This is a genomic window from Streptomyces kunmingensis, assembly GCF_039533535.1.
GTDB classification, from domain to species: domain Bacteria; phylum Actinomycetota; class Actinomycetes; order Streptomycetales; family Streptomycetaceae; genus Streptomyces; species Streptomyces kunmingensis.
Genome location: NZ_BAAATS010000018.1, coordinates 248,397 through 270,819, shown reverse-complemented (window position 1 = coordinate 270,819; position 22,423 = coordinate 248,397). Strand labels below are relative to the sequence as shown.

Annotated in this window: 13 protein-coding genes; 9 read left to right on the top strand and 4 right to left on the bottom strand. The window is 71.0% G+C overall.

The window, feature by feature from the left end:
- Window positions 1–261 precede the first annotated feature (261 nt).
- The 3 genes from ABD366_RS22845 (at window position 262) to moeZ (ending at window position 3,215) form a co-directional block, all read left to right on the top strand.
- Window positions 262–1,236 carry an NAD-dependent epimerase/dehydratase family protein gene (locus ABD366_RS22845; protein WP_324771155.1) on the top strand — a complete coding sequence of 325 codons (975 nt, stop codon included), beginning with the start codon at window positions 262–264 and terminating at the stop codon, window positions 1,234–1,236.
- The gene (locus tag ABD366_RS22840) at window positions 1,224–1,973 is read left to right on the top strand and encodes a spherulation-specific family 4 protein (RefSeq protein WP_324771156.1); all 750 of its coding nucleotides are present in this window, start codon (window positions 1,224–1,226) and stop codon (window positions 1,971–1,973) included. The genes ABD366_RS22845 and ABD366_RS22840 overlap by 13 nt, the downstream gene beginning before the upstream one ends.
- 63 nt (window positions 1,974–2,036) lie before the next feature.
- Window positions 2,037–3,215 carry an adenylyltransferase/sulfurtransferase MoeZ gene (moeZ, locus tag ABD366_RS22835; RefSeq protein ID WP_324771158.1) on the top strand — a complete coding sequence of 393 codons (1,179 nt, stop codon included), beginning with the start codon at window positions 2,037–2,039 and terminating at the stop codon, window positions 3,213–3,215.
- 103 nt (window positions 3,216–3,318) lie between these two features.
- Here moeZ and ABD366_RS22830 read toward each other — a convergent pair whose 3' ends face one another.
- The 3 genes from ABD366_RS22830 to ABD366_RS22820 all read right to left on the bottom strand — a co-directional run bounded on the left by ABD366_RS22830 (window position 3,319) and on the right by ABD366_RS22820 (window position 9,382).
- Window positions 3,319–4,872 carry an alpha/beta hydrolase gene (locus ABD366_RS22830; RefSeq protein ID WP_324771199.1) on the bottom strand — a complete coding sequence of 518 codons (1,554 nt, stop codon included), beginning with the start codon at window positions 4,870–4,872 and terminating at the stop codon, window positions 3,319–3,321.
- 163 nt (window positions 4,873–5,035) lie between these two features.
- Entirely contained in the window at window positions 5,036–6,580 is a 1,545-nt protein-coding gene (locus ABD366_RS22825) for an alpha/beta hydrolase (RefSeq protein WP_324771159.1), read from the bottom strand.
- A gap of 72 nt (window positions 6,581–6,652) precedes the next feature.
- Window positions 6,653–9,382 (bottom strand): lysylphosphatidylglycerol synthase transmembrane domain-containing protein, encoded by a 2,730-nt coding sequence (locus tag ABD366_RS22820; protein ID WP_411293770.1) that lies wholly within the window; start codon window positions 9,380–9,382, stop codon window positions 6,653–6,655.
- Between the two features lie 200 nt (window positions 9,383–9,582).
- On the opposite strand from ABD366_RS22820, the gene ABD366_RS22815 reads away from it, so the two are divergent.
- The 5 genes from ABD366_RS22815 (at window position 9,583) to nudC (ending at window position 19,622) form a co-directional block, all read left to right on the top strand.
- The gene (locus ABD366_RS22815; RefSeq protein WP_324771161.1) at window positions 9,583–9,948 is read left to right on the top strand and encodes an MGMT family protein; all 366 of its coding nucleotides are present in this window, start codon (window positions 9,583–9,585) and stop codon (window positions 9,946–9,948) included.
- 278 nt (window positions 9,949–10,226) lie between these two features.
- Complete coding sequence (locus ABD366_RS22810; RefSeq protein WP_324771162.1) at window positions 10,227–13,568, top strand: ATP-dependent helicase; 3,342 nt, start codon at window positions 10,227–10,229, stop codon at window positions 13,566–13,568.
- Between the two features lie 63 nt (window positions 13,569–13,631).
- Entirely contained in the window at window positions 13,632–17,147 is a 3,516-nt protein-coding gene (locus tag ABD366_RS22805; RefSeq protein ID WP_324771163.1) for an ATP-dependent helicase, read from the top strand.
- 10 nt (window positions 17,148–17,157) lie between these two features.
- Window positions 17,158–18,579: a dipeptidase gene (locus ABD366_RS22800; protein ID WP_324771164.1), complete on the top strand. Its 1,422-nt coding sequence runs from the start codon at window positions 17,158–17,160 to the stop codon at window positions 18,577–18,579.
- Between the two features lie 83 nt (window positions 18,580–18,662).
- Window positions 18,663–19,622 (top strand): NAD(+) diphosphatase, encoded by a 960-nt coding sequence (gene nudC, locus ABD366_RS22795; RefSeq protein ID WP_324771165.1) that lies wholly within the window; start codon window positions 18,663–18,665, stop codon window positions 19,620–19,622.
- Window positions 19,623–19,645: 23 nt separating this feature from the next.
- Here the strand turns inward: nudC and ABD366_RS22790 are convergent, their stop codons facing one another.
- Window positions 19,646–19,888 (bottom strand): mycoredoxin, encoded by a 243-nt coding sequence (locus tag ABD366_RS22790; protein WP_324771166.1) that lies wholly within the window; start codon window positions 19,886–19,888, stop codon window positions 19,646–19,648.
- Window positions 19,889–20,049: 161 nt separating this feature from the next.
- Here ABD366_RS22790 and ABD366_RS22785 point away from each other — a divergent pair, with 161 nt between their 5' ends.
- Entirely contained in the window at window positions 20,050–22,266 is a 2,217-nt protein-coding gene (locus tag ABD366_RS22785; protein WP_324771167.1) for an ATP-dependent DNA helicase UvrD2, read from the top strand.
- Window positions 22,267–22,423 lie beyond the last annotated feature (157 nt).

The following is a 22,423-nucleotide window of genomic DNA, read 5'->3' as shown; positions in this document are numbered from 1 at the left end:
CGAGCACGCTGCCGAGCACACCGCTGATCACGTCGCCCGGCGCGCCGCAACAACTGCCGCATGACCAGGCACACCCCTCTCCCGCGGGGCCGACACCGCGGGCCCACCCGACGATCCACGGCAACACCCCTAAGGAGAACGCCAGATGACCACCCCTCCACCCGGAGGCGCCGGATATGCCGGATACTCCGGACCTCACGGGCAGCGCGACATCGACGGTTCGCGCGCACGACGCGCAGCGCGAACCCCGGGAGGTGCCCGATGAGGGTTCTGCTGATCGGAGCCAACGGGTACCTCGGCCGCTTCGTCGCCGACCGACTCCTGGCAGACCCGGCCGTGCAGCTCACCGCGCTCGGCCGGGGCGACGACGCCGACGTCCGCTTCGACCTGGCCACCGGCAGCCCGGGCGCGCTCACCCGCTTCCTGGACGCCGTCCACCCCGGAGTGGTCATCAACTGCGCCGGAGCCACCCGCGGCGGCGCCCGCGACCTCACCCGGCACAACACCGTCGCCGTCGCCACCATCTGCGAGGCCCTGCGCCGCAGCGGCTGCGGGGCCCGCCTCGTACAGATCGGCTGCGGTGCCGAGTACGGCCCGTCGCAGCCCGGCTCGTCCACCGCCGAGGACGCGATGCCCCGGCCCGGCGGCCCGTACGGCGTCAGCAAACTCGCCGCCACCGAACTCGTCCTCGGCTCCGGCCTCGACGCCGTCGTCCTGCGCGTCTTCTCGCCGGCCGGCCCCGCCACCCCCGCCGGATCCCCGCTCGGCCGGCTCGCCGAGGCGATGCGCCGCGCGATGCAGGCCGGCGACGGCGAGTTGAAGCTCGGCGGCCTCGGCGCGCAGCGCGACTTCATCGACGTACGCGATGTGGCGCGCGCCGTGCACGCCGCGTCGCTCTCCGCCGCGCAGGGCGTCATCAACATCGGCTCGGGGCGCGCCGTGCGCTTGCGCGACGCCGCCGCCGTGCTCGCGCGGGTCGCCGGATTCGGCGGCGCCCTCCACGAACTCGACGCGCCGCCGATCGCGCTCCGGCAATCCGTCGGCCACCCCCGCTCCGAATCCGACCACGTGATGCAGGGGGGTCCGGTGGCCGCCGCGTATCCGTACCCCGACGGCTGCGGAAGCTGGCAGCAGGCCGATGTGCGCACGGCCCGCGACCGGCTCGGCTGGCGTCCCCGCATCAACCTCGAAGAGTCCCTCGCCGACATCTGGATGGAGGCGGCATGCCGTATCTGACTCCTACCGCGACCGGCCTGTCGAGCACCGACGTACGCCTCGGCTTCGGTATCCCCGGTTTCGCGCACCCCCTCGTGGCCCCCGCGGAGTGGGCCGAACTGACCCGCCCTCAAGCCCCTCTGCACTGGGTCGTCCTGAACGTCGCCGACGGCCCGGGTGCCCGCCCCGACCCGCACTGCCTGGAGGCGGCGGGCCGACTGCGCAACGCGGGCGTGCGTGTCCTTGGTCACGTCGACATGACCTACGGCGCCCGCTCCTTCGGGGAGCTCGTCTCGGACGCCCATCGCTTTCTCGACTGGTACCAGGTCGACGGGTTCAGCCTCGACCGCTGTCCCACCGAGCGAGCCGCGCTTCCCGAGGTCCGGCGCACCGTCATGACGCTGCGCGCCCTCATCGACGACGCGTACATCGTGCTCGGCCACGGCACGCACCCGTACCCCGGTTTCGCCGAGACGGCCGATCAGTTGGTGACGTTCTCCGGGCCCTGGAGCGACTACCGCTGGTCCCAGGTCGCGGAGTGGACGGCCGACTATCCGCCCGAGCGGTTCTGTCACTTCGTCCACGGCATGCCCCGCGGCCATCTCGACGAGGCGCTGCGCATCGCGCGCTGGCAGGGCGCGGGCACGATCTACTTCACGGATCACACGGACCGCGACGGCGCGACGGACCCCTGGGAATCGATGCCCGGCTACTGGGACGAAATCGTCTCGCGTATCGGACCGGGTGTCTCGGAATGAAGGGGGGCGTGGCAGTGTTGCAGACAGAACAACCGTACGTAGATACCGACCAACGGAGTCCCCGTGTCGCTGCCACCCCTGGTCGAGCCAGCTGCTGAGCTCACCGTAGACGAGGTCCGCAGGTACTCCCGCCACCTGATCATCCCGGATGTCGGGATGGACGGGCAGAAGCGGCTGAAGAACGCCAAGGTGCTCTGTGTGGGCGCCGGCGGCCTCGGATCGCCGGCCCTGATGTACCTGGCCGCGGCCGGCGTGGGCACGCTCGGCATCGTGGAGTTCGACGAGGTCGACGAGTCGAACCTGCAGCGCCAGATCATCCACAGCCAGGCCGACATCGGCCGGTCCAAGGCGGCGTCCGCGAAGGACTCCGTCCTCGGCATCAACCCGTACGTGAACGTGATCCTCCACGAAGAGCGGCTCGAAGCCGAGAACGTGATGGACATCTTCAGCCAGTACGACCTGATCGTCGACGGCACGGACAACTTCGCGACGCGTTACCTCGTCAACGACGCGTGCGTGCTGCTCAACAAGCCGTACGTGTGGGGTTCGATCTACCGCTTCGACGGCCAGGCCTCGGTCTTCTGGTCCGAGCACGGTCCGTGCTACCGCTGCCTGTACCCGGAGCCCCCGCCCCCCGGCATGGTCCCCTCCTGCGCCGAGGGCGGCGTCCTGGGCGTGCTGTGCGCGTCCATCGGCTCCATCCAGGTCACCGAGGCGATCAAGGTCCTGGCCGGCGTCGGCGACCCGCTGGTCGGCCGCCTCATGATCTACGACGCCCTGGAGATGCAGTACCGCCAGGTCAAGGTCCGCAAGGACCCCAACTGCGCGGTCTGCGGCGAGAACCCGACCGTCACCGAGCTCATCGACTACGAAGCCTTCTGCGGCGTCGTGTCCGACGAGGCGCAGGAAGCCGCGGCCGGTGCGACGATCACTCCCAAGCAGCTCAAGGAGTGGATCGACGACGGTGAGAGCATCGAGATCATCGATGTCCGCGAGCCGAACGAGTACGAGATCGTCTCCATCCCGGGCGCCAAGCTGATCCCCAAGAACGAGTTCCTCATGGGCACCGCTCTGTCGGGGCTCCCGCAGGACAAGAAGATCGTCTTGCATTGCAAGACGGGTGTCCGCAGTGCGGAAGTCCTCGCTGTGCTGAAGTCCGCGGGCTTCGCGGACGCCGTGCACGTGGGCGGCGGCGTCATCGGCTGGGTGAACCAGATCGAGCCCGACAAGCCGGTCTACTGAGCCTCCGCTCGACAGTGACCCACCCGGACGGGCCTCGCGCACTGCGCGCGGGGCCCGTCCGGCATGTCGGGGCCCCGTATCGCGCGGAACGACATGGGCGCGGTCAGGAGCACACCTTGCCGTCGCGCGGTATTCGACCCTCCAGCAGGTACGCGTTCACCGTCGAGTCGACGCAGGAACTGCCGGCCGCGTAGGCCCCATGTCCTTCGCCTTTCCAGGTCAGCTCGACGCCGACGCCCTTGCCCAGCTCGTCGGCCATGCGCCGGGCGCCCTCATAGGGAGTCGCAGGATCGCCGGTGTTGCCGACGACGAGGATCGGCGCCGCCGTCGGCGCGCTCACCTCCGGGTCGTCCCACTGCCCCGGCTCGGGCCAGTCGTGGCACCAGCCCGCGGTGTCCCAGCCCATGTACTGCCCGAAGACGGGCGAGATCTTACGGAAATCAACCAGCCGCGCCTTCGCCTGCGCCGCGGTCGGCCGTGCCTTGTCGTCGAGGCAGGAGATCGCGCGCTGCGAGTGACTCGAGGTGCCGTAGTGCCCGCTCTCGGCACGGTCGTTGTAGGCGTCGGCGAGTGCCAGCAGCGCTGTGCCGTCGCCGTTCTCCGCGTCCTGCAAACCTCGCGTGAGGGCGGGCCAACTGTTCTCGCTGTACAGGGTGACCGCGATACCCGTGGTCGCGAGCGACTCGTTCAGCTCGCGGCCGCCCCCTGCGGGCAGCGGCCTTGCGTCGAGCCGCTTCAGCAGCGCCACGACCTCCTTCGAGCCCTCCTTGGGGTCCTTGCCGCGGGACCTGAAGTAGTTGTCCAGGGCGCGCTGGAATCCGCGTGCCTGATTCTCGGCCTGCCCGACCCGCCCCGCGGTCGGGTCGACGACCGCGTCCATGACGAGCCTGCCGACCTTGTCGGGGAACAAGTGGGCGTAGATCCCGCCGAGTTCGGTTCCGTACGAGACGCCCATGTAGTGCAACTCGTCGTCCCCGAGGGTCTGCCGCATCAGGTCCAGATCGCGGGCCGCCTCGACGGTCGACACATGACCGAGCAGCTCACCTGCCTTCTGGCAGCCCTTGCCGAAATCGGCTGCGTCCTTGAGGAAGGCTGTTTCCTCGGCTGCCGTGTCGGGTGTGGGGTCGACGGATTCGGCGGACTGGATGGCCTTGTCGCTACGGCACCGCACACCCTGGCTCCCCGCGACGCCCCGAGGGTCGAAGCTCACCAGGTCGTAGCGCTCGCGCAACTTCGCGTACTGCGGGGCAAAGGCCGGCATCAGATCGACGCCGGAGCCGCCCGGGCCGCCGAAGTTGAACAGCAAGGAGCCGAGCCGGTCGTCCTTGCCGCCCCTGGCCTTGGCGCGGACGAGGGCGAGGCCGACGGTCGGCCCGTCCGGCTTCGCGTAATCGAGCGGGACCTTGAGCGTCGCGCACTGCCAGTCGGAACCGGGCGCGGGTGAGCTGTCGGTCGCTCCGCAGCGGCCCCAGTCGAGGCGCTGGGCCGTGAGCGAGGAGGGGAGCGGAGGCAGCGTGGCCGCGCGCGGCTTGGCCGGGGCGGCGGAACGCGAGGCGCCGTCCGACGACGGTTTCGCATCGCCCCCGCTGCCCTCACCCGAGTCGCTGCAGCTCGTGACGAGACCGGCCGTCAGGACGACGGCGGCCGCGAGCGTCAGGCTGCGGGCCCCTGTTCCGGCATGTGTGCGTGCGCCTGCACGGGCACGCGAATCCTTTGGTGCCACGGGCACCTCCCCCCTCAACCGCCCCCGTTCGAGAAGCGGTCAGGCCATCGTAGGAGGCGCCGCCGGCATCCGCTTCGGCCTGTGGACAACTCCGCGATCACGAACAGACCGTTCCCTCTTTCGGGACCGTCCCGTCGAGGAGATAGCCGTCCACAGCGCTGTGCACACACGCGTTACCGCTGTCGTACGCGCCGTGCCCCTGGCCCTTGTACGTCAACTCGACGCCCACGCCGTCGCCGAGGGCTCCGGCCATCTTCCGCGCGCCCTCGAACGGGGTGGCCGGGTCGCCGGTGTTGCCGACGACGAGGATCGGGGCGGAACCCGTCGCGCCGACGTCCGGGTGGTCGGCGGCGCCGTCGACGGCCCAGCCGGTGCAGCCGAGCATGCCCCAGGCCAGGTAGTCGCCGAACAACGAGGACGCGGCGCGGAACTCTGGCAGCTTCGCCTCGACGTCCTTCGCCGTGTACCGGGAGTTGTCGTCGGCGCAGTTGATGGAGACGTTGGCGGCCTGGATGTTGCTGTACTTGCCGTCCTCGTTGCGCCCGTTCATCGAGTCGGAGAGCAGCATGAGGATCTTGCCGTCGCCGTCGTAGGCCTGTTGCAGGCCCTCGGTGAGGTACTCCCAGAAGTCCTGCGAGTACAGGGACTGGGCGATGCCGTTGGTCGCTGCGGTCTGTGTCAGATCGCGCGGGAAGATCCCCGGGATCGGTTTCTCGTCCAGCTCGTCGAGCAGCTTGGCGATCTTCTCCTTGACCTCTTGGGGAGAGTCACCGACCGGGCAGTCCCCGGCTTTGGAGGTGCAGTCCTTCGCGTAGTTGTCGAGGGCGAGCTGGAACCCTTCGGCCTGGCCGAGCGAGCTCTGCTCCGGGCCCTGCGTGGGGTCGACGACGCCGTCGAACACCGCGCGGCCTACTTTCTTGGGGAACAAGTGGGCGTAGACGCCGCCGAGTTCGGTGCCGTACGAGATGCCGAAGTAGTGCAGTCTGTCGTCGCCGAGGACCTGGCGCATCAGGTCCATGTCACGGGCCGCGTCGGTGGTGCGCAGGTGGGGGAGGGTCTTGCCGGAGCGCTTCTCGCATGCCCTGTTGAAGGACTTGATGTTGTCGACGAGCTTCGTTCGTTCCGCCGTGTCGTCCGGCGTCGAGTCCTGCTGGAAGTACTCGTCGAGCTGCTCGTCGTCCTCGCATTCGACGCCGGCGCTGCGGCCCACCCCGCGCGGATCGAAGCTGACCAGGTCGTAGCGGGCGCGCAGGCGCGCGTAGTCGGCACCGAACGCCGGCAGGCTGGTGACGCCCGAGCCGCCCGGGCCACCGAAGTTGAAGATGAGCGAGCCGATACGCCGGTCCTTGTTCCCGCTGGCCTTCGCGCGGATCAGCGCGATGCCGATCGTGCTGCCCTTGGGGTCGTCCCAGTCGAGGGGCGCCTTCATGGTGGCGCACTGCCACTCGGCGCCTCCGGGCAACGGGGAGGGGGCGTCTCCGCCGCCCTCCGACTCCGCCGGTGCGGGGCAGTCCTTCCAGCTCAGCGGCTGCGACGGCAGATCCACGGAGTCCTCGGACCCGCCGCAGCCCGCAAGGGAGGCGGACAGCAGAGCGACGGCGATGGCCAGGGCAGCGGCACGGGGCCGGGGCGGATTGGGCATGCGTCCATCCTGCGGCGGCACCGCGGGGTGCGCTCGGGCTGCGGGCTGTGCGGGTGAGGTCGCTGGCCGCGGTTACAAAGCGCCCTTGCGCGTGAGGTGGTTGAAGAACAGCCATCCGGGCAGCACAGGCAGCCACAAGGTCAGCAGTCGGTACAGCAGCACCGCCGGAGCGGCCACTTCCTTGGGAAGACCGACCGCGATCAGGCCCACCGTCAGCGTCGCCTCGACCGCGCCGACGCCGCCGGGCGTCGGCGCGGCGGAGCCGAGCGCGTTGCCCGCCAGGAAGACCACCGCGACGCTGGCCAGACTCAGGCTCGTCGCCTCGTCACCGAAAGCGCGGATGGAGGCGTCGAGGCACATCACGAAACAGGCGGTCAGCAGCAGCATGCCGCCGATACCGGTGAGCAGCTTCCGCGGCCGTTGGAGCACATCGAGCATGCGCGGGACGACGCCGGCGAACAGCGACCGCACGCGCGTGACGACGAACTTCCTCAGGAAGGGGATCGATGTCACGACAAGGACCAGCACGGCGACCGTCAGCAGGCCCGCGATGACGGTACGGGACGGTGACAAGGACGGCGTCTTCTCGGTCCCGGTCAGGTAGCCGAAGGTCAGCAGCAGCAGAATGTGGCTGCCCATACCGAACAGCTGTGATGCACCGACACTGGCGACCGCGAGCCCTGGGCGTACCCCCGAACGCTGCAAGAAGCGCGTGTTGAGCGCTACGCCGCCGACCGCCGCGGGAGCCACGATCTTCACGAACGACCCGGCGACCTGGGCCGCGACGGCCCGCACGAAGGGCACACGTTCGGGCACGAAGCCCAGCAGGCTCATCGCCGCCGCTACGTAGCTGAGCGCGGAGAACACCACCGCCAGGCCGACCCAGCCCCACTCGGCCTCGCCGACGATCGCGCCGAAGTCGATGTGCGTGAGCTGCGACAGAAGGAAGTACGCGCCGATCGCGCCCGCGATGAAACTGATCAGCGTGCGGGGTCGGATGCGCTCCAGACGGGCCGGTTCGACGGGTGCCTGCGGCCGGATGCGGAGCACCTGATGGCGGATCTGGGTGAGCAGATCCTCCTCACGCGCCTCGTCGAGAGCGACGTCTATGGCGCGCTTTTCGGCCTGCCGCTCGGCCTTCTCGGACTTCTTCTCGGCGCGTACGGACTTCTTGCCGTCGCCGTCGACCTCGACGGTCTGTTCCAGACGTGCCTCTTTGGCCTTGCCGGACGCCTCCAGGACCGCCTCACGCTCGCGCTGGGCGCGCTCCCGCCCGAGTCTGCGCAGCGTCGCTCTGGTGGTGCGTGTGAGCGCGATGGGCTGCAACAGCGGCAGACAGTCGGCGACGGTGTCGGGGCCGAGGACGCCGACGGCGGAGGCGACGGACCGCTCGGCACCCACGCGCAGGCCCAGCGTGGTGAGCATCTGCGCGATGTCCATGCGTAGGACCAGGTCGCCCGCGGCGATCTCGCCGCCGCGCAGGTCTGTGAGGATGACCGTGCCGGAACGATCCACCAGAAGCGCGTCGCCGGCAAGGCGCCGGTGCGCGATCCGTCGGGACTGCAACGCCTGTACCTGGTGCCAGGTGTCGCGCAGCAGGCCGTCGGTGATCTCCTCGTCCGGCATCGAGTCCAGGGACCGGCCACCGATGTGCTCGTACACGAGCATCACGGCGTCGGGACCCAGCTCGGAAGTGGCGATCAGTTTCGGCGCGTTCGCCCCGGCCGAGATCGCGGCGTAGGCGAGCAGCGCCTCCTGCTCCAGCGCCTGGCGCAGCGACTGGAGGCTGCGCCGCTGGGTGATGCCCCGCAACGTCAGACGGCGCCACACACGGTAGAAGAAGCCTTGTGCCTGCTGTTCCCGGTCGACGACGGTGACGTCCAGCGGTGGGCCGTCCTCCAGGGTGACAAAGTAGCGCCGCCCCCTGTCGCCGTTCTCCGTAGCGCCCTCGTGGGCCTCCTCACGGGAGGCGCTGACCGGGTGAAAGCCGACGTGCCGCAAGCCGGCGAGGAGCGTCTGCCCTGTAGGGCGCACATTGGGCGAGCCGACGGCATACAGCGTTCCGTAGGCGACGGTCCAGCCGAGGAGGATCGTCAGGATGATCGAGAACGGCGTGGTGTAGCCGGTGACCAGCATCGCGAACGCGTCGAGCAGCAGCACCACCCACAGCACCACGCGCCATCGTGGCCGCCGGGACATGCCTACGGCTGTCATGTAGGCGATGACGGGCGCCAGGTAGCCGTGCACCGGGTCGGTGAGCGCATGGATGTCGCCCGGCGACACCTTGGTGAGCGCGTCCTGGATCGACTGCGGCGCGGCCTTGGCGACCCAGAGATCCGTCGCGAGTGTCACTCCGTGCGCGAGGACCGCAGCGAGCACACCGTCGGCGATCCGCAGCCCGTCGCGCTTGATGAGCCGCTCGATGGCGAACGCGACCGGTACGAGAAGGATGGCGATGCTCGAGGCGAGGCCCGCGAACTTGGTCAGCAGGTCGGGAGCCTGCCCGGTGCCCTTGTTGATGTCCTGGGCGAAGCCCGAGGTCGTGGCGTGCGCGAACGCGGCGATGCCCAGCAGGACGGCGATCGCGAGCACGCCCACAAGGAGGCGCATCAGGTCGGAAGGGCGATGCACGCGCGCGGGGAGCAACGGTTCGTCACTGTCGACCCGCTCCGCGTGCGTGTCCACGTCCACGCGGTCGGGGTCGTGCAGGGGCTGCTCCTGCTTCACCTCGTCGGCCTTCCCGGCCGCATCGTCAGGGCGCGCCGGTGTCACAGAGGTGCCCTCCGCCTTTTCGGGGTGCACGCTCTGCTCCGTCGTCTCTTGTTGATCTCGTATCACCAGTCACCGCCCGCACGATGGTGGCATGTCCCATCGTCATAGGGGGGTATCAGGGTGCATTCGAGGAACGTGAAGTCATCGGCAAGCGCCTTCTTGTATGTCTGCGCACAGTGCCTCTTGTAGGTCCCTCCAAGTTGTCGGTGCCGTGAGGCAGGATGGGCCGGATGAGCGAGGAGAGTGAGCCGGCAGGTGAACTGCCCGAGTACGCGGAGCGGGTCCTCGAGGTCGCCGAGCTGATCCCGGCCGGCCGGGTCATGACGTACGGGGACGTCGCCGAGTGGCTGGAGCAGGGCGGGCCGCGGCAAGTGGGGCGCGTGATGGCGCTCTACGGAGGCGCCGTGCCGTGGTGGCGCGTGGTGCGCGCGGACGGAGCGCTGCTCCCGGGCCACGAACAACGGGCGCTCGGTCACTACAGGGAGGAGAGCACGCCGCTGCGCGACGCCTCCCGCGCCTCCGGAGGCCACCTGCCGCGCCTGGACATGAAGCGGGCGAGATGGGACGGCCGGGCGCGTACGGAAGCTCACAATTGACAGCTTCGACCATCCTGCGGGCGGGCGGGGTGCCGGTGGCCCGTACGGGGGAAAAGGGGCGCTCGGGGCACTTCGCCTCAGCTGTGTCCGTTCGTGAGACTGGGCACACCTGCGCCAGGAGCGAGGGGAGGGAGGCGCCGGAAGCTCGGCTTCCGCCACACTCGACGGCGTAGCGTCGACGGCACCGTCGATGGCAGGCACCTCCTTCACCCCAGGGCCACCGCTTCGCGCGGACGGCAGTTCGAGCACCAGCAGACCCACCAGGACCAGCGATCCACGTGAGCTCCTCTTCGTCCCCCCGACACCCGTCGCGCCATCAGGTTCGACAGGGGATCCCGGGTGCGTATCGGCTGGTGCGTACCCCGTCGGCGCCCACGGCCCCCCCTCGTCTGGACGCACGCCAGCGTGCTGTGGTTGACCACACCCGGGGGCCCCTGCTCGTCCTGGCCGGACCCGGCACAGGGAAAACCACGACCCTTGTAGAAGCGGTGTCCGCGCGCATCGCCAAGGGCACGGAACCCGAGCGCATCCTTGTGCTCACGTTCAGCCGCAAGGCCGCCGTCGAACTGCGCGACCGCATGGCGCTGCGCATAGGAGCCGCACGCGCGCCCCAAGCGACCACATTCCACTCGTTCTGTTACGCGCTCGTCCGTGCCCACCAGGACACGGACCTGTTCGCGGAACCCCTGCGTCTTCTGTCGGGACCCGAGCAGGATGTCGCCGTACGAGAGCTGCTCGCCGGCCAGATCGACCTGGAGCAGGCCGGGCTCGCGCACGTGCGCTGGCCCGACGAACTGCGTGCCTGCCTCACCACCAGGGGTTTCGCCGACGAGGTGCGCGCGGTCCTCGCCCGCAGCCGGGAGCTGGGCCTGGGGCCCGCCGCCCTGGACGCCTTCGCGCGCCGCATCGGTCGCCCCGACTGGCGTGCGGCCGCGACGTTCCTGGCCGAGTACCTGGACGTCCTCGACACGCAGGGCGTCCTCGACTACGCGGAACTCGTGCACCGCGCCGTACTCCTCGCTCGCCGTCAGGAAGTCGCCGATCAGCTGGCCGCGCAGTACGACGCCGTGTTCGTCGACGAGTACCAGGACACCGACCCGGCGCAGGTCCGGCTGTTGCACGCGCTCGCGGGCGGCGGTCGCACCCTGGTCGCGTTCGGCGACCCGGACCAGTCGATCTACACGTTCCGCGGCGCCGACGTGAACGGCATCCTGGACTTCCCGTACGACTTCCCGCGCACAGGCGGCACCCCCGCGCCGGTCGAGGTCCTCACCACGTCCCGGCGCTCCGGAAGCGGCCTCCTGGAAGCGACCCGTCGCGTCACCCAGCGGATGCCGCTCACCCGGCTGCCCGCCGAGAAGGTGCGGGCCCACCGCGCGCTGACGCCCGTACGCGACGGCGGCCGGGCCGAGGTCTACACGTATCCGACGCCGGGTACCGAGCTCGACAACATCGCGGACATCCTGCGCCGGGCCCACCTGGAGGACGGGGTTCCGTGGAGCGACATGGCCGTGCTGGTGCGCGCGGGAGCCCGAAGCATCCCGTCGGTGCGCCGGGCCCTCACGGCGGCCGGCGTGCCGTTGGACATAGACGGCGACGACCTGCCGCTGCGCCATGAGCCGGCTGTCGCACCGCTGCTCACCGCATTGAAGGCGGTCGCACAGAACCCGGCGCCGGAGGGAGAGACGGGAGACGAGCAGGACACAGAGGACGCGGAGGCCGCAAAGGACGGTACCGAGGGCGCACTCCGGTTCGACATCGAGACCGCCCTCACGCTCCTGGGCTCGCCCTTGGCGGGCATGGACGCCGCCGATCTACGCCGCCTGGGACGCGCCCTGCGCGAGGAGGAGCGCACCGCGGGCAACCATCTGCCGCCGCCCTCCGACGAACTGCTCGCCCGCGCTCTTGCCGAGCCCGAGCGCCTCGCCCTGCACGATCCGGCGTACGCGCGCGGTGCACAGCGCCTCGGCGCCCTCCTCGCGACAGCCCGCAAAAAGCTCGACGACGGAGGCACCGCGGAGGAAGCCCTCTGGGAGCTGTGGAACGGCACACCGTGGCCGCAGCGACTGGAGCGCGCCGCCCGCCGCGGGGGCGCCGCAGGTCGCAACGCGGACCGCGACCTGGACGCCGTGTGCGCCCTGTTCGCCATCGCCTCCCGCGCGGAGGAGCGCACCGGGGGCCGTGGCGCCCGCAACTTCCTGGAGGAGCTGGACGCGCAGGACATCGCCGCCGACACCCTCGCCGGACGGGCGGTACGCCCCGAGGCCGTACGCCTGATGACCGCCCACCGCTCCAAGGGCCTGGAGTGGCGGCTGGTGGTCGTCGCGGGCGTACAGGAAGGTTTGTGGCCGGATCTGCGCCGACGGGGCTCCCTCCTGGAAGCCGACCGCATCGGGCGCGACGGTCTCGCCGAACCGCTCACTCCTGGCGCGCTGTTGGCCGAGGAGCGACGCCTGTTCTACGTGGCGGCCACGCGCGCGCGGGAGCGGCTCGTCGTCACCGCGGTGAAGGCGCCCGCGGACGACGGCGACCAGCCGTCCCGGTTCCTGACCGAGCTCGGTATCGAGCCCAAGGACGTCACCGGCCGTCCGCGTCGCCCGCTGGCCGTGGCGGCCCTCGTCGCGGAACTGCGGGCCACCACGGTCGACCCGCGCGTCTCCGACAGCCTCAGAGAGGCCGCCGCCCGTCGTCTCGCGCGCCTCGCCGCGCTCAGCGACGACGACGGCAGACCGCTCGTGCCGTCCGCCCACCCGTATCGCTGGTGGGGCATGTACGAGCCCACCGAGAGCAAGGTCCCGCTGCGCGACCGCGACAAGCCCGTCGTGCTCTCGGGCAGCGCCCTCGATCAACTCGCCAACACCTGTGCGCTGCAATGGTTCCTGGGCCGCGAGGTGAAGGCCGACGCCCCCGCCACCGCCGCCCAAGGCTTCGGCAACGTCGTGCACGTCCTGGCGGACGAGGTCGCGTCCGGGCGCACCCCGGCCGACCTCGCCGTCCTCATGGAGCGCCTCGACTCCGTGTGGGACGCCCTCGCGTTCGACGCACCCTGGAAGTCGGCACAGGAGAAGGAGCACGCGCGCGTGGCGCTCGAACGCTTCCTTCAGTGGCACGTCATGGACCGCACCGGCCGCACCCCGGTCGCCAGCGAGCACGCCTTCGACGTGACCCTCGAAGCAGGCTCCTACGAAGTACGCATTCGCGGCTCCATGGACCGCGTCGAGCGCGACAGCGAAGGACGCGCCTACGTAGTCGACTTCAAGACCGGGAAACAGGCCCCCAGCGCGGCCGACGTGGCCCGCCATCCGCAGCTCGCCGTGTACCAGCTCGCCGTGCGCGAGGGTGCCGTGGACGAACCCTTCGACGGGGCTCGCCCCCACCCGGGCGGCGCCGAGCTGGTGCAGCTGCGCCAGGGCGCTCCCAAGAAGGACGGCGGCGAGACGCTTCCCAAGGTGCAGGCGCAGGAACCCCTCGAAGGGGAATGGGTCGGCGACCTCCTCGCCACCGCCGCGGGCAAGGTCCTCGACGAGCGCTTCGCCCCGGCCGCCGGACAGCACTGCACGCACTGCGCTTTTCGCGCCTCGTGCAGTGCGCAGCCCGAGGGCCATCACGTCGTGGAGTGACGTGCGCCTCCGCTGCGCCGGAACGGACCGGCGCTGTCAGTGGTGCCGGTTAGCCTCGATGAGGTGACCACACGCCTCACCGACCCCGAGCAGCTCAAGGAGCTGCTGGGCATCCCGTTCACCCCGGAGCAGACGGCCTGCATCATCGCGCCGCCCGCCCCGCAGGTGATCGTGGCCGGAGCCGGTTCAGGCAAGACGACGGTGATGGCCGCGCGTGTGGTCTGGCTGGTGGGCACCGGGCAGGTCGCGCCCGAGCAGGTCCTCGGCCTCACGTTCACCAACAAGGCCGCGGGTGAGCTGGCCGAGCGCGTCCGCAAGGCCCTCGTCAGGGCGGGCGTCACCGACCCCGACATCATCGACCCGGACAACCCTCCCGGCGAGCCCGTGATCTCCACGTACCACGCTTTCGCCGGCCGGCTCCTGACCGACCACGGGCTGCGCATCGGCCTCGAACCCACGACGCGGCTGCTCGCCGACGCCACCCGCTTCCAGCTCGCCGCGCGCGTGCTGCGCGAGGCGCCCGGCCCGTACCCCGCCCTCACCCGCTCCTTCGCCGATCTCGTCAGCGACCTGCTCGCCCTCGACGCCGAGCTGGCCGAGCACCTCGTGCAGCCGGCAGAGCTCCGTACATACGACCGCGAACTGCAGCGCACCCTCGAAGGCGCCAAGCTGAGCAACGCGGATCTGCGCAAGGTCCCCGAGGCCGTAGCCGCCCGACTCGAACTGGCCGAGCTGGTGGGCCGCTACAGAGAGGCCAAGCGGGCCCGGGACGTCCTCGACTTCGGTGACCAGATCGCGCTGTCGGCCACACTGGCGGACACCCGGCCGGAGGTCGGCGAGATCCTGCGCGACGAGTTCCGGGTCGTGCTGCTCGACGAGTACCAGGACACGTCCGTGGCGCAGCGCATCCTGCTGGCGGGCCTGTTCGGCGCCGGCACGGGACACGCCGTGACGGCCGTGGGCGACCCCTGCCAGGCGATCTACGGATGGCGCGGCGCGTCGGTCGCCAACCTCGATGACTTCCCGCGCCACTTCGCCTACGCCGACGGACGCCCCGCCACCCGCTTCGCGCTCAGCGAGAACCGGCGCAGCGGCGGCCGCCTTCTCGACCTGGCCAATGGGCTGGCCGAGCCGCTGCGCGCGATGCACGCGGGCGTGGAAGCCCTGCGGCCCGCCCCGGGAGCCGAGCGGGACGGCCTCGTGCGCTGCGCCCTCCTGAGCACCCACGCCGAGGAGATCGACTGGCTCGCCGACTCCCTCGCCCACCTCGTCGCCACGGGGAAGGAGCCCGGCGAGATCGCCGTCCTGTGCCGTACCGCGACCGATTTCGCCGAGATCCAGAAGGCACTCGTCGCCCGCGACATCCCGGTCGAGGTGGTCGGCCTGTCGGGTCTGCTGCACCTTCCCGAGGTCGCCGATCTCGTCGCCGTGTGCGAGGTGCTCGAGGACCCCGGCGCCAACGCCTCTCTGGTGCGGCTGCTGACCGGGCCCCGCTGGCGCATCGGCGCGCGCGACCTCGCCCTGCTCGGGCGCAGGGCCCGTCTGCTGGTCTCCCACGCGCGTGGGGGCGACGAGGACGATCCGGACCGACGTCTGGCCGAGGCCGTCGAGGGCGTCGACCCGTCCGAGGTGATATCGCTCGCCGACGCCCTCGACACCTTCCTGGAGACCGCCGTCGACGCCGACGGGGACGACGACGGACTGCCCTTCTCACCGGACGCGCGCGTGCGCTTCGCCCGGCTCGCCACCGAACTGCGGGACCTGCGCCGCTCGCTGTCCGACCCGCTCATGGACGTCCTGCACCGAGTGCTGGCCGTCACGGGCCTGGAAGTCGAACTCTCCGCGTCCCCGCACGCGCTGGCGGCCCGACGCCGCGAGACGCTGTCCAACTTCCTCGACATCGCCGCCTCCTTCGCGGCCAACGACAGCTCCGCTTCCCTGCTGGCCTTCCTCGGCTTTCTGCGCACCGCGGCCCAGTACGAGAAGGGCCTCGACAACGCGCTCCCGGGCGGCGAGAACACCGTGAAGGTGCTCACCGCGCACAAGTCCAAGGGCCTGGAATGGGATGTCGTCGCCGTCCCCGGGCTCGTCAACGGCACGTTCCCGAGCACCCAGGGACGCGAGAAGTGGACGGCGCAGGGCAAGGTCCTGCCGCACGAACTGCGCGGCGACGCCGCCATCCTCCCCGACATCGAGGCGTGGGACTCCAGGAGCATGAAGGCCTTCCACGCCGACATGAAGGACCACCAGCACACGGAGGAACTGCGCCTGGGGTACGTCACGTTCACGCGCCCCCGCTCGCTGCTGCTCGGCTCCGGCCACTGGTGGGGCCCGTCCCAGAAGAGGCAGCGCGGCCCGTCGGACTTCCTCCAGGCGCTCTACGAGCACTGCGCCGCGGGGTACGGCGAGATCGAGGTCTGGGCGGACGAACCGGCGGAGGACGAGGAGAACCCGGCCCTTCAGGAGACCTCGGCCGAGCACGCCTGGCCGCTGCCGCTCGACGAGGCGTCCCTGGCCCGCCGCCGCGCGGCAGCCGACACGGTGCTGGCCTACGTGGAGCGCGCCGAGGACCCCGCGCAAGCCCGCGCGCACACGGAGACCCACCCCGCCGCCAACAGTGAGCCGCCTTTCGAGGACCCCGACTGGCCGCCCCCGCCCGACGACGAGTTCGACGGTGACCTCGCGGACGACTGGGAGGAGCTGTCCGCCGAGCGCCCCGCAGTCCCGCACCCCACCCCGGAGCCCGAGCCGCTGCCCCACGCGCGCGTGGCACCCCAGGACGCGTACCCGCCGCCCGCGGTCCCGCACCCCGCGCCCGCCCCGGAGACGGCGCTCACCGCGGAGGAAGCCCGCACCATCGCCTCCTGGGACCGCGATCTCGACGCCCTCACCGGCGAGCTGCTGCGCGCCCGCGCCGGTGTTCGCGACGTGCCCGTGCCGCACTCGCTCACCGCCTCCCAGGTGCTGCGCCTGGCCGCCGACCCCGACGGGTTCGCTCAGGAGCTGGCCCGGCCCATGCCGCGTCCGCCCCAGCCGGCAGCCCGTCGCGGCACGCGCTTCCACGCCTGGGTCGAATCCCGCTTCGAGGAGCTGCGCCTGCCCATGCTCGACCCGGAGGAGCTGCCCGGCAGCGAAGCGGAGATCGCCGACGAGCAGGACCTGCAGACACTCAAGGAAGCCTTCGAGCGCACCCCGTACGCGCACCGCACCCCCTACAGGATCGAGCTTCCCTTCCAGCTGGCCGTCGCGGACCGCGTCGTCCGCGGCCGTATCGACGCCGTCTACAAGCAGGGCGAGGGCGACGGGACGACATACGAGATCGTCGACTGGAAGACCGGCCACCAGCAGACCGGCGACCCTCTCCAGCTCGCCGTCTACCGGCTCGCCTGGGCCGAGAAGCAGGGCGTGCCCCTGGAGTCGGTCAGTGCCGTCTTCGTGTACGTACGCAGCGGCGAGACGGTCCGGCCGCGGCTGCTGCCCGGCCGTGCGGAGCTGGAGCGGCTCCTCACCGAGGAACCGCAGGCCCCGGCGGAGGCCGCCGAGGAGCCTCCGAGCGAGCACGCTCCGGTGGGGGACTAGGCTCGTGAGCATGAGCAAGTCCGTCGAGAACGCTGACGACGCCGTCAGCACCGCCCGTGCGTACATCGAGAACCACCGGACGGCGTTCCTCGACGACCTCGCCGCCTGGCTGCGGATCCCCTCCGTGTCCGCCCAGCCCGCCCACGCCGCGGACGTGCGGCGCAGCGCCGACTGGCTCGCCGCCCAGCTGGCCGCGACCGGCTTCCCCACCACCGAGGTGTGGGAGACGCCCGGCGCCCCCGCCGTCTTCGCCGAGTGGCCCTCCGGCGACCCCGAGGCCCCCACGGTCCTCGTCTACGGACACCACGACGTGCAGCCCGCCGCCCGCGAGGACGGCTGGGACACCGAGCCCTTCGAGCCCGTCGTCGTCGGGAACCGGCTCCACGCGCGCGGTGCCGCCGACGACAAGGGCCAAGTGTTCTTTCACACACTCGGCGTGCGCGCCCACCTCGCCCTGACCGGGCGAACCGCCCCCGCCGTGAACCTCAAACTGCTGATCGAAGGCGAGGAGGAGTCGGGCTCCCCGCACTTTCGCGCCCTCGTGGAAGACCGTGCGCAGCGCCTCGCCGCCGACGCCGTGATCGTCTCCGACACCGGCATGTGGTCCGAGGACACCCCCACGGTGTGCACCGGGATGCGCGGCCTCGCCGACTGCGAGATCGAGCTGCGCGGCCCCGACCAGGACATCCACTCCGGCTCGTTCGGCGGCGCCGTCCCGAACCCGGCGACCGCCGCCGCCCGCCTCGTCGCCGCGTTGCACGACGAGCACGCGCGCGTGGCCGTGCCCGGCTTCTACGACGGCATCCTCGAGCTCACCGACCGGGAGCGCGAACTCTTCGCCGAGCTGCCCTTCGACGAGGAGCAGTGGCTGCGTACGGCCAAGTCCCACGCCACATACGGAGAGGCCGGACACAGCACCCTGGAGCGCATCTGGGCCCGGCCCACCGCCGAGGTCAACGGCATCGGGGGCGGTTACCAGGGCCCCGGCGGCAAGACGATCGTGCCGTCCTCCGCGCTGCTCAAACTGTCGTTCCGGCTGGTCGCCGGGCAGGACCCCGACCACGTCGAGAAGGCGGTCACCGCCTGGGTCGCCGAGCAACTGCCCGCGGGGATCAGCCACACCATCACGTTCGGCGCAGCCACCAGGCCGTGCCTCACGCCGCTCGACCACCCGGCCCTGCAGTCCGTCGTGCGCGCCATGGGCCGCGCCTTCGAGCAGGAGATCCGCTTCACGCGCGAAGGCGGCTCGGGTCCGGCGGCCGACCTACAGGACGTCCTCGGGGCGCCTGTGCTCTTCCTGGGCATCTCCGTCCCCTCCGACGGCTGGCACGCCCCGAACGAGAAGGTCGAACTCGACCTCCTTATGAAGGGCGTCGAAACCACCGCCTACTTGTGGGGCGACCTCGCGGAGAACTGGACGGACGCACCCTGACCGAAGCTCCGCCCCCGCCCGCCGCCCGACCTCCTGAACCGCCCGCCGAACCACCCTTGACACCGGGGGAGTTGGAAGCACCTGTGACCACCTGGACCGACCGCACCGCCGATCTCGCCGCCGACCGACCGCTCTCGCTCGCCGCGCCGAGCGGGATCGACCGCGCCGCGCACCACCGCCTCGACGAGGCCTGGCTCGCCGCCGCGTGGAGCCACCCCACGACCCGCGTCTTCGTGGTCTCGGGCGGCCAGGCACTCATCGACGAGACGGCGGACGGCGCGACGGAACTGGTCATGACGCCGGCCTTCGAAGCGCCCCTCACCGAGGCCCACCGCTACTTCCTGGGCAGCGACGAGGACGGCGTGAGCTACTTCGCGCTCCAGAAGGACACGCTGCCCGGGCGCATGGACCAGTCGGCGCGCCCCGCCGGCCTGCGCGAGGCGGGCCTGCTCCTCTCGCAGCGGGACGCCGGCCTCATGGTGCACGCCGTCGCGCTGGAGAACTGGCAGCGACTGCACCGCTTCTGCTCCCGCTGCGGCGAGCGCACCGTCATCGCCGCCGCGGGCCACATCCGCCGCTGCCAGGCCTGCGGAGCCGAGCACTACCCGCGCACCGACCCGGCCGTGATCATGGCGGTCATGGACGAGCAGGACCGCATCCTGCTCGGGCGCCAGGTGCACTGGCCCGAAGGCCGCTTCTCGACGCTGGCGGGCTTCGTGGAGCCCGGCGAGTCCATCGAGCAGTCGGTGCGCCGCGAGGTCTTCGAGGAGGCGGGCGTACTCGTCGGCGACGTCGAGTACGTCGCCAGCCAGCCCTGGCCCTTCCCCTCCAGCCTCATGCTGGGCTTCATGGCGCACGCCACCTCGACGGAGATCAACGTCGACGGGGACGAGATCCACGAGGCGCGCTGGTTCTCCCGCGAAGACCTGCGGGCCGCCTTCGAGACCGGGGAAGTCATGCCTCCCTACGGAATCTCGATTGCGGCCCGCCTGATCGAGCTCTGGTACGGCAACCCCCTGCCGAAGCCGAGCGACGCCCTCTGAGCGCCGGGCTCAAAGAAAGGCCCTCAGACGCCGATCTTCTGCTTGACCTGAGCCAGCGAGGGGTTGGTGAGGGTCGAGCCGTCGTCGAAGAGAACGGTCGGAACCGTCTGGTTCCCGCCGTTCGCCTTCTCGACGAACGCCGCGGAAGCCGGGTCCTGCTCGATGTTGATCTCGGTGTACTCGATGCCCTCGCGCGCCATCTGCTTCTTCAGTCGCTGGCAGTAGCCGCACCAGGTGGTGCTGTACATCGTCACAGTGCCCGGCATGTCGTCGCGCTCCTTCGTGGCTGGGGATGCATGTTCGCAATCAGTCGAACGTATGCGATGCGGTGGCCATTCCCACCCGCCGACCGCATCAGTACGACTAACACCGGCTGCCTGTGGACAACGTGACGCACCCGTTCCCACCGACCTGGCAGCATGGCGGGGTGACAGCAGCAACGCACTCCACCCTGTTCCCGCAGGTCCCGCAATCGGCCGACGCGGTGCTCGACGGGCTCGACCCCGAGCAGCGCGCCGTGGCGACGGCCCTGCACGGTCCGGTGTGTGTGCTCGCGGGCGCGGGCACCGGCAAGACCCGGGCGCTCACCCATCGCATCGCGTACGGCGTTCGCGCCGGGATCCTCCAGCCCGGCAGTGTGCTTGCCGTCACCTTCACCAACCGCGCCGCGGGAGAAATGCGCGGGCGGCTCCGACAGCTCGGCGCGGGGGGAGTCCAGGCCCGCACCTTCCACTCGGCGGCGCTGCGCCAGCTCCAGTTCTTCTGGCCCCGAGCTGTCGGCGGCGAGCTGCCCCGACTCGTCGACCGCAAGATCCAGCTCGTCTCCGACGCCGCGGCGGCGTGCCGGCTGCGCCTGGACCGCGGTGAGCTGCGTGACGTGACCGCGGAGATCGAGTGGTCCAAGGTCACCCAGACCGTCCCCTCGGACTATGTCGCGGCGGCGCACAAGGCCGGCCGTGAAGCCGTCCGCCACCCGGCCGAGATCGCCCAGATCTACGCCAATTACGAAACGCTCAAGCGGGACCGTTCCGTCATCGACTTCGAGGACGTCCTGCTGCTGACCGTCGGCATCCTCCAGGACCGGCACGACATCGCCGACCAGATCCGGTCCCAGTACCAGCACTTCGTCGTCGACGAGTACCAGGACGTCAGCCCCCTCCAGCAGCGTCTGCTCGACCTGTGGCTCGGCGACCGGGACAACCTGTGCGTCGTCGGCGACGCCAGCCAGACGATCTACTCCTTCACCGGCGCCACCTCCGACCACCTGCTCAACTTCCGCACCCGCCATCCCAGCGCCACCGTCGTCAAGCTCGTCCGCGACTACCGCTCCTCGCCCCAGGTCGTGCACCTCGCCAACGGAGTCCTGGCCCGAGCCAGGGGCCGGGCCGCCGAGCACCGCCTGGAGCTGCTCTCCCAGCGCGACCCGGGACCCGAGCCGGTCTATGCCGAGTACGCCGACGAGCCCGCCGAGGCCGAAGGCGCGGCACGGCGCATCCACGAGTTGATCGCCTCCGGGGTCTCCGCGGGCGAGATCGCGATCCTGTTCCGGACCAACAGCCAGTCGGGCATCTACGAACAAGCCCTCGCCGACGCCGGTGTCCCGTATCAGCTGCGCGGAGCGGAGCGGTTCTTCGAGCGCGAGGAGGTCCGCAGAGCAGGCCGTGCGCTGCGCGCCGCGGCCCGCTTCGGCGGGAATGACGCGGAGCTGGACGAAGCCGTCGACCTGCCCTCCCAGGTCAGGGCGGTCCTGTCCGGCGAGGGCTGGACGACCGAGCCGCCCGCGGGCTCCGGCGCCGTCCGGGACCGCTGGGAATCCCTCGCGGCCCTCGCCCGGCTGGCCGAGGACTGCGCGCGGGCCGAGCCCACCGCCACCCTGGCCGACTTCGTGACCGAGCTGGACGAGCGGGCGAACGCGCAGCACGCCCCGACCGTGGAGGGCGTCACGCTCGCGTCGCTGCATGCGGCGAAAGGCCTCGAATGGGACGTCGTGTTCCTGGTCGGCCTCGCCGAGGGCATGATGCCGATCACCTACGCCAAGACCGAGGAGCAGATCGAGGAGGAGCGCCGGCTGCTGTACGTCGGCGTGACCCGGGCCCGCTCTCACCTGGGCCTGTCCTGGGCGCTCTCCCGCTCGCCCGGCGGCCGCCCCAACCGCAGACCGAGCCGCTTCCTCGACGGGTTGCGGCCGGGCTCCACCGGCTCGGCCGCACGCAGCGCGAGCCGGGGGCGCGGCGGCGTCGAGCACGGGGCGCGGTCCGACGCCGCAGGGCCGACGGGCGAGGCTCGCCGCAGAGGCGCCAGAAAGGTGGCGCGCTGCCGGATGTGCGGCCGCACGCTCGAAGCGGTCGAGATGAAGCTGATGCGCTGCGAGGACTGTCCCTCGGACATGGACGAGGGGCTCTACGAGCGTCTCCTCGAGTGGCGTGCCCGCACGGCGGCCGACCTCGGGCAGCCCCCGTTCTGCGTCTTCACCGACAAGACCTTGATCGCCATCGCCGAGTCCGCACCGGAGGACGAGGGCGAGCTGTCCCGCATCCCGGGCGTCGGCGTGCGGAAATTTCGGGCTTACGGATCCGATGTGCTGGCCATTTGTGCAGGTCAGATACTGGACGACGAGCTCGAAGGAGCTGACGGGGACGACTGATGCAAACTCGTCGAAAAAATAGTTTGCGCATGCCCCAGCAATCCCCATAGGTTCTTAATCACGAAAGCAGCGGCCTTCTCGAAGGCCCTGGTTCCGTGCTGTACTTACAAGCCGTCGGACCGGTTCGCGCCGGTCCCCAAGACGCCGAGAGGAGGCG

Excerpts from the sequence above, each read along its gene's own strand:
- ABD366_RS22845 (WP_324771155.1), top strand. The coding sequence starts at position 262 with ATGAGGGTTCTGCTGATCGGAGCCAACGGGTACCTCGGCCGCTTCGTC.
- ABD366_RS22840 (WP_324771156.1), top strand. The coding sequence starts at position 1,224 with ATGCCGTATCTGACTCCTACCGCGACCGGCCTGTCGAGCACCGACGTA.
- ABD366_RS22825 (WP_324771159.1), bottom strand. The coding sequence starts at position 6,580 with ATGCCCAATCCGCCCCGGCCCCGTGCCGCTGCCCTGGCCATCGCCGTC.
- ABD366_RS22815 (WP_324771161.1), top strand. The coding sequence starts at position 9,583 with ATGAGCGAGGAGAGTGAGCCGGCAGGTGAACTGCCCGAGTACGCGGAG.
- ABD366_RS22800 (WP_324771164.1), top strand. The coding sequence starts at position 17,158 with ATGAGCAAGTCCGTCGAGAACGCTGACGACGCCGTCAGCACCGCCCGT.
- ABD366_RS22790 (WP_324771166.1), bottom strand. The coding sequence starts at position 19,888 with ATGCCGGGCACTGTGACGATGTACAGCACCACCTGGTGCGGCTACTGC.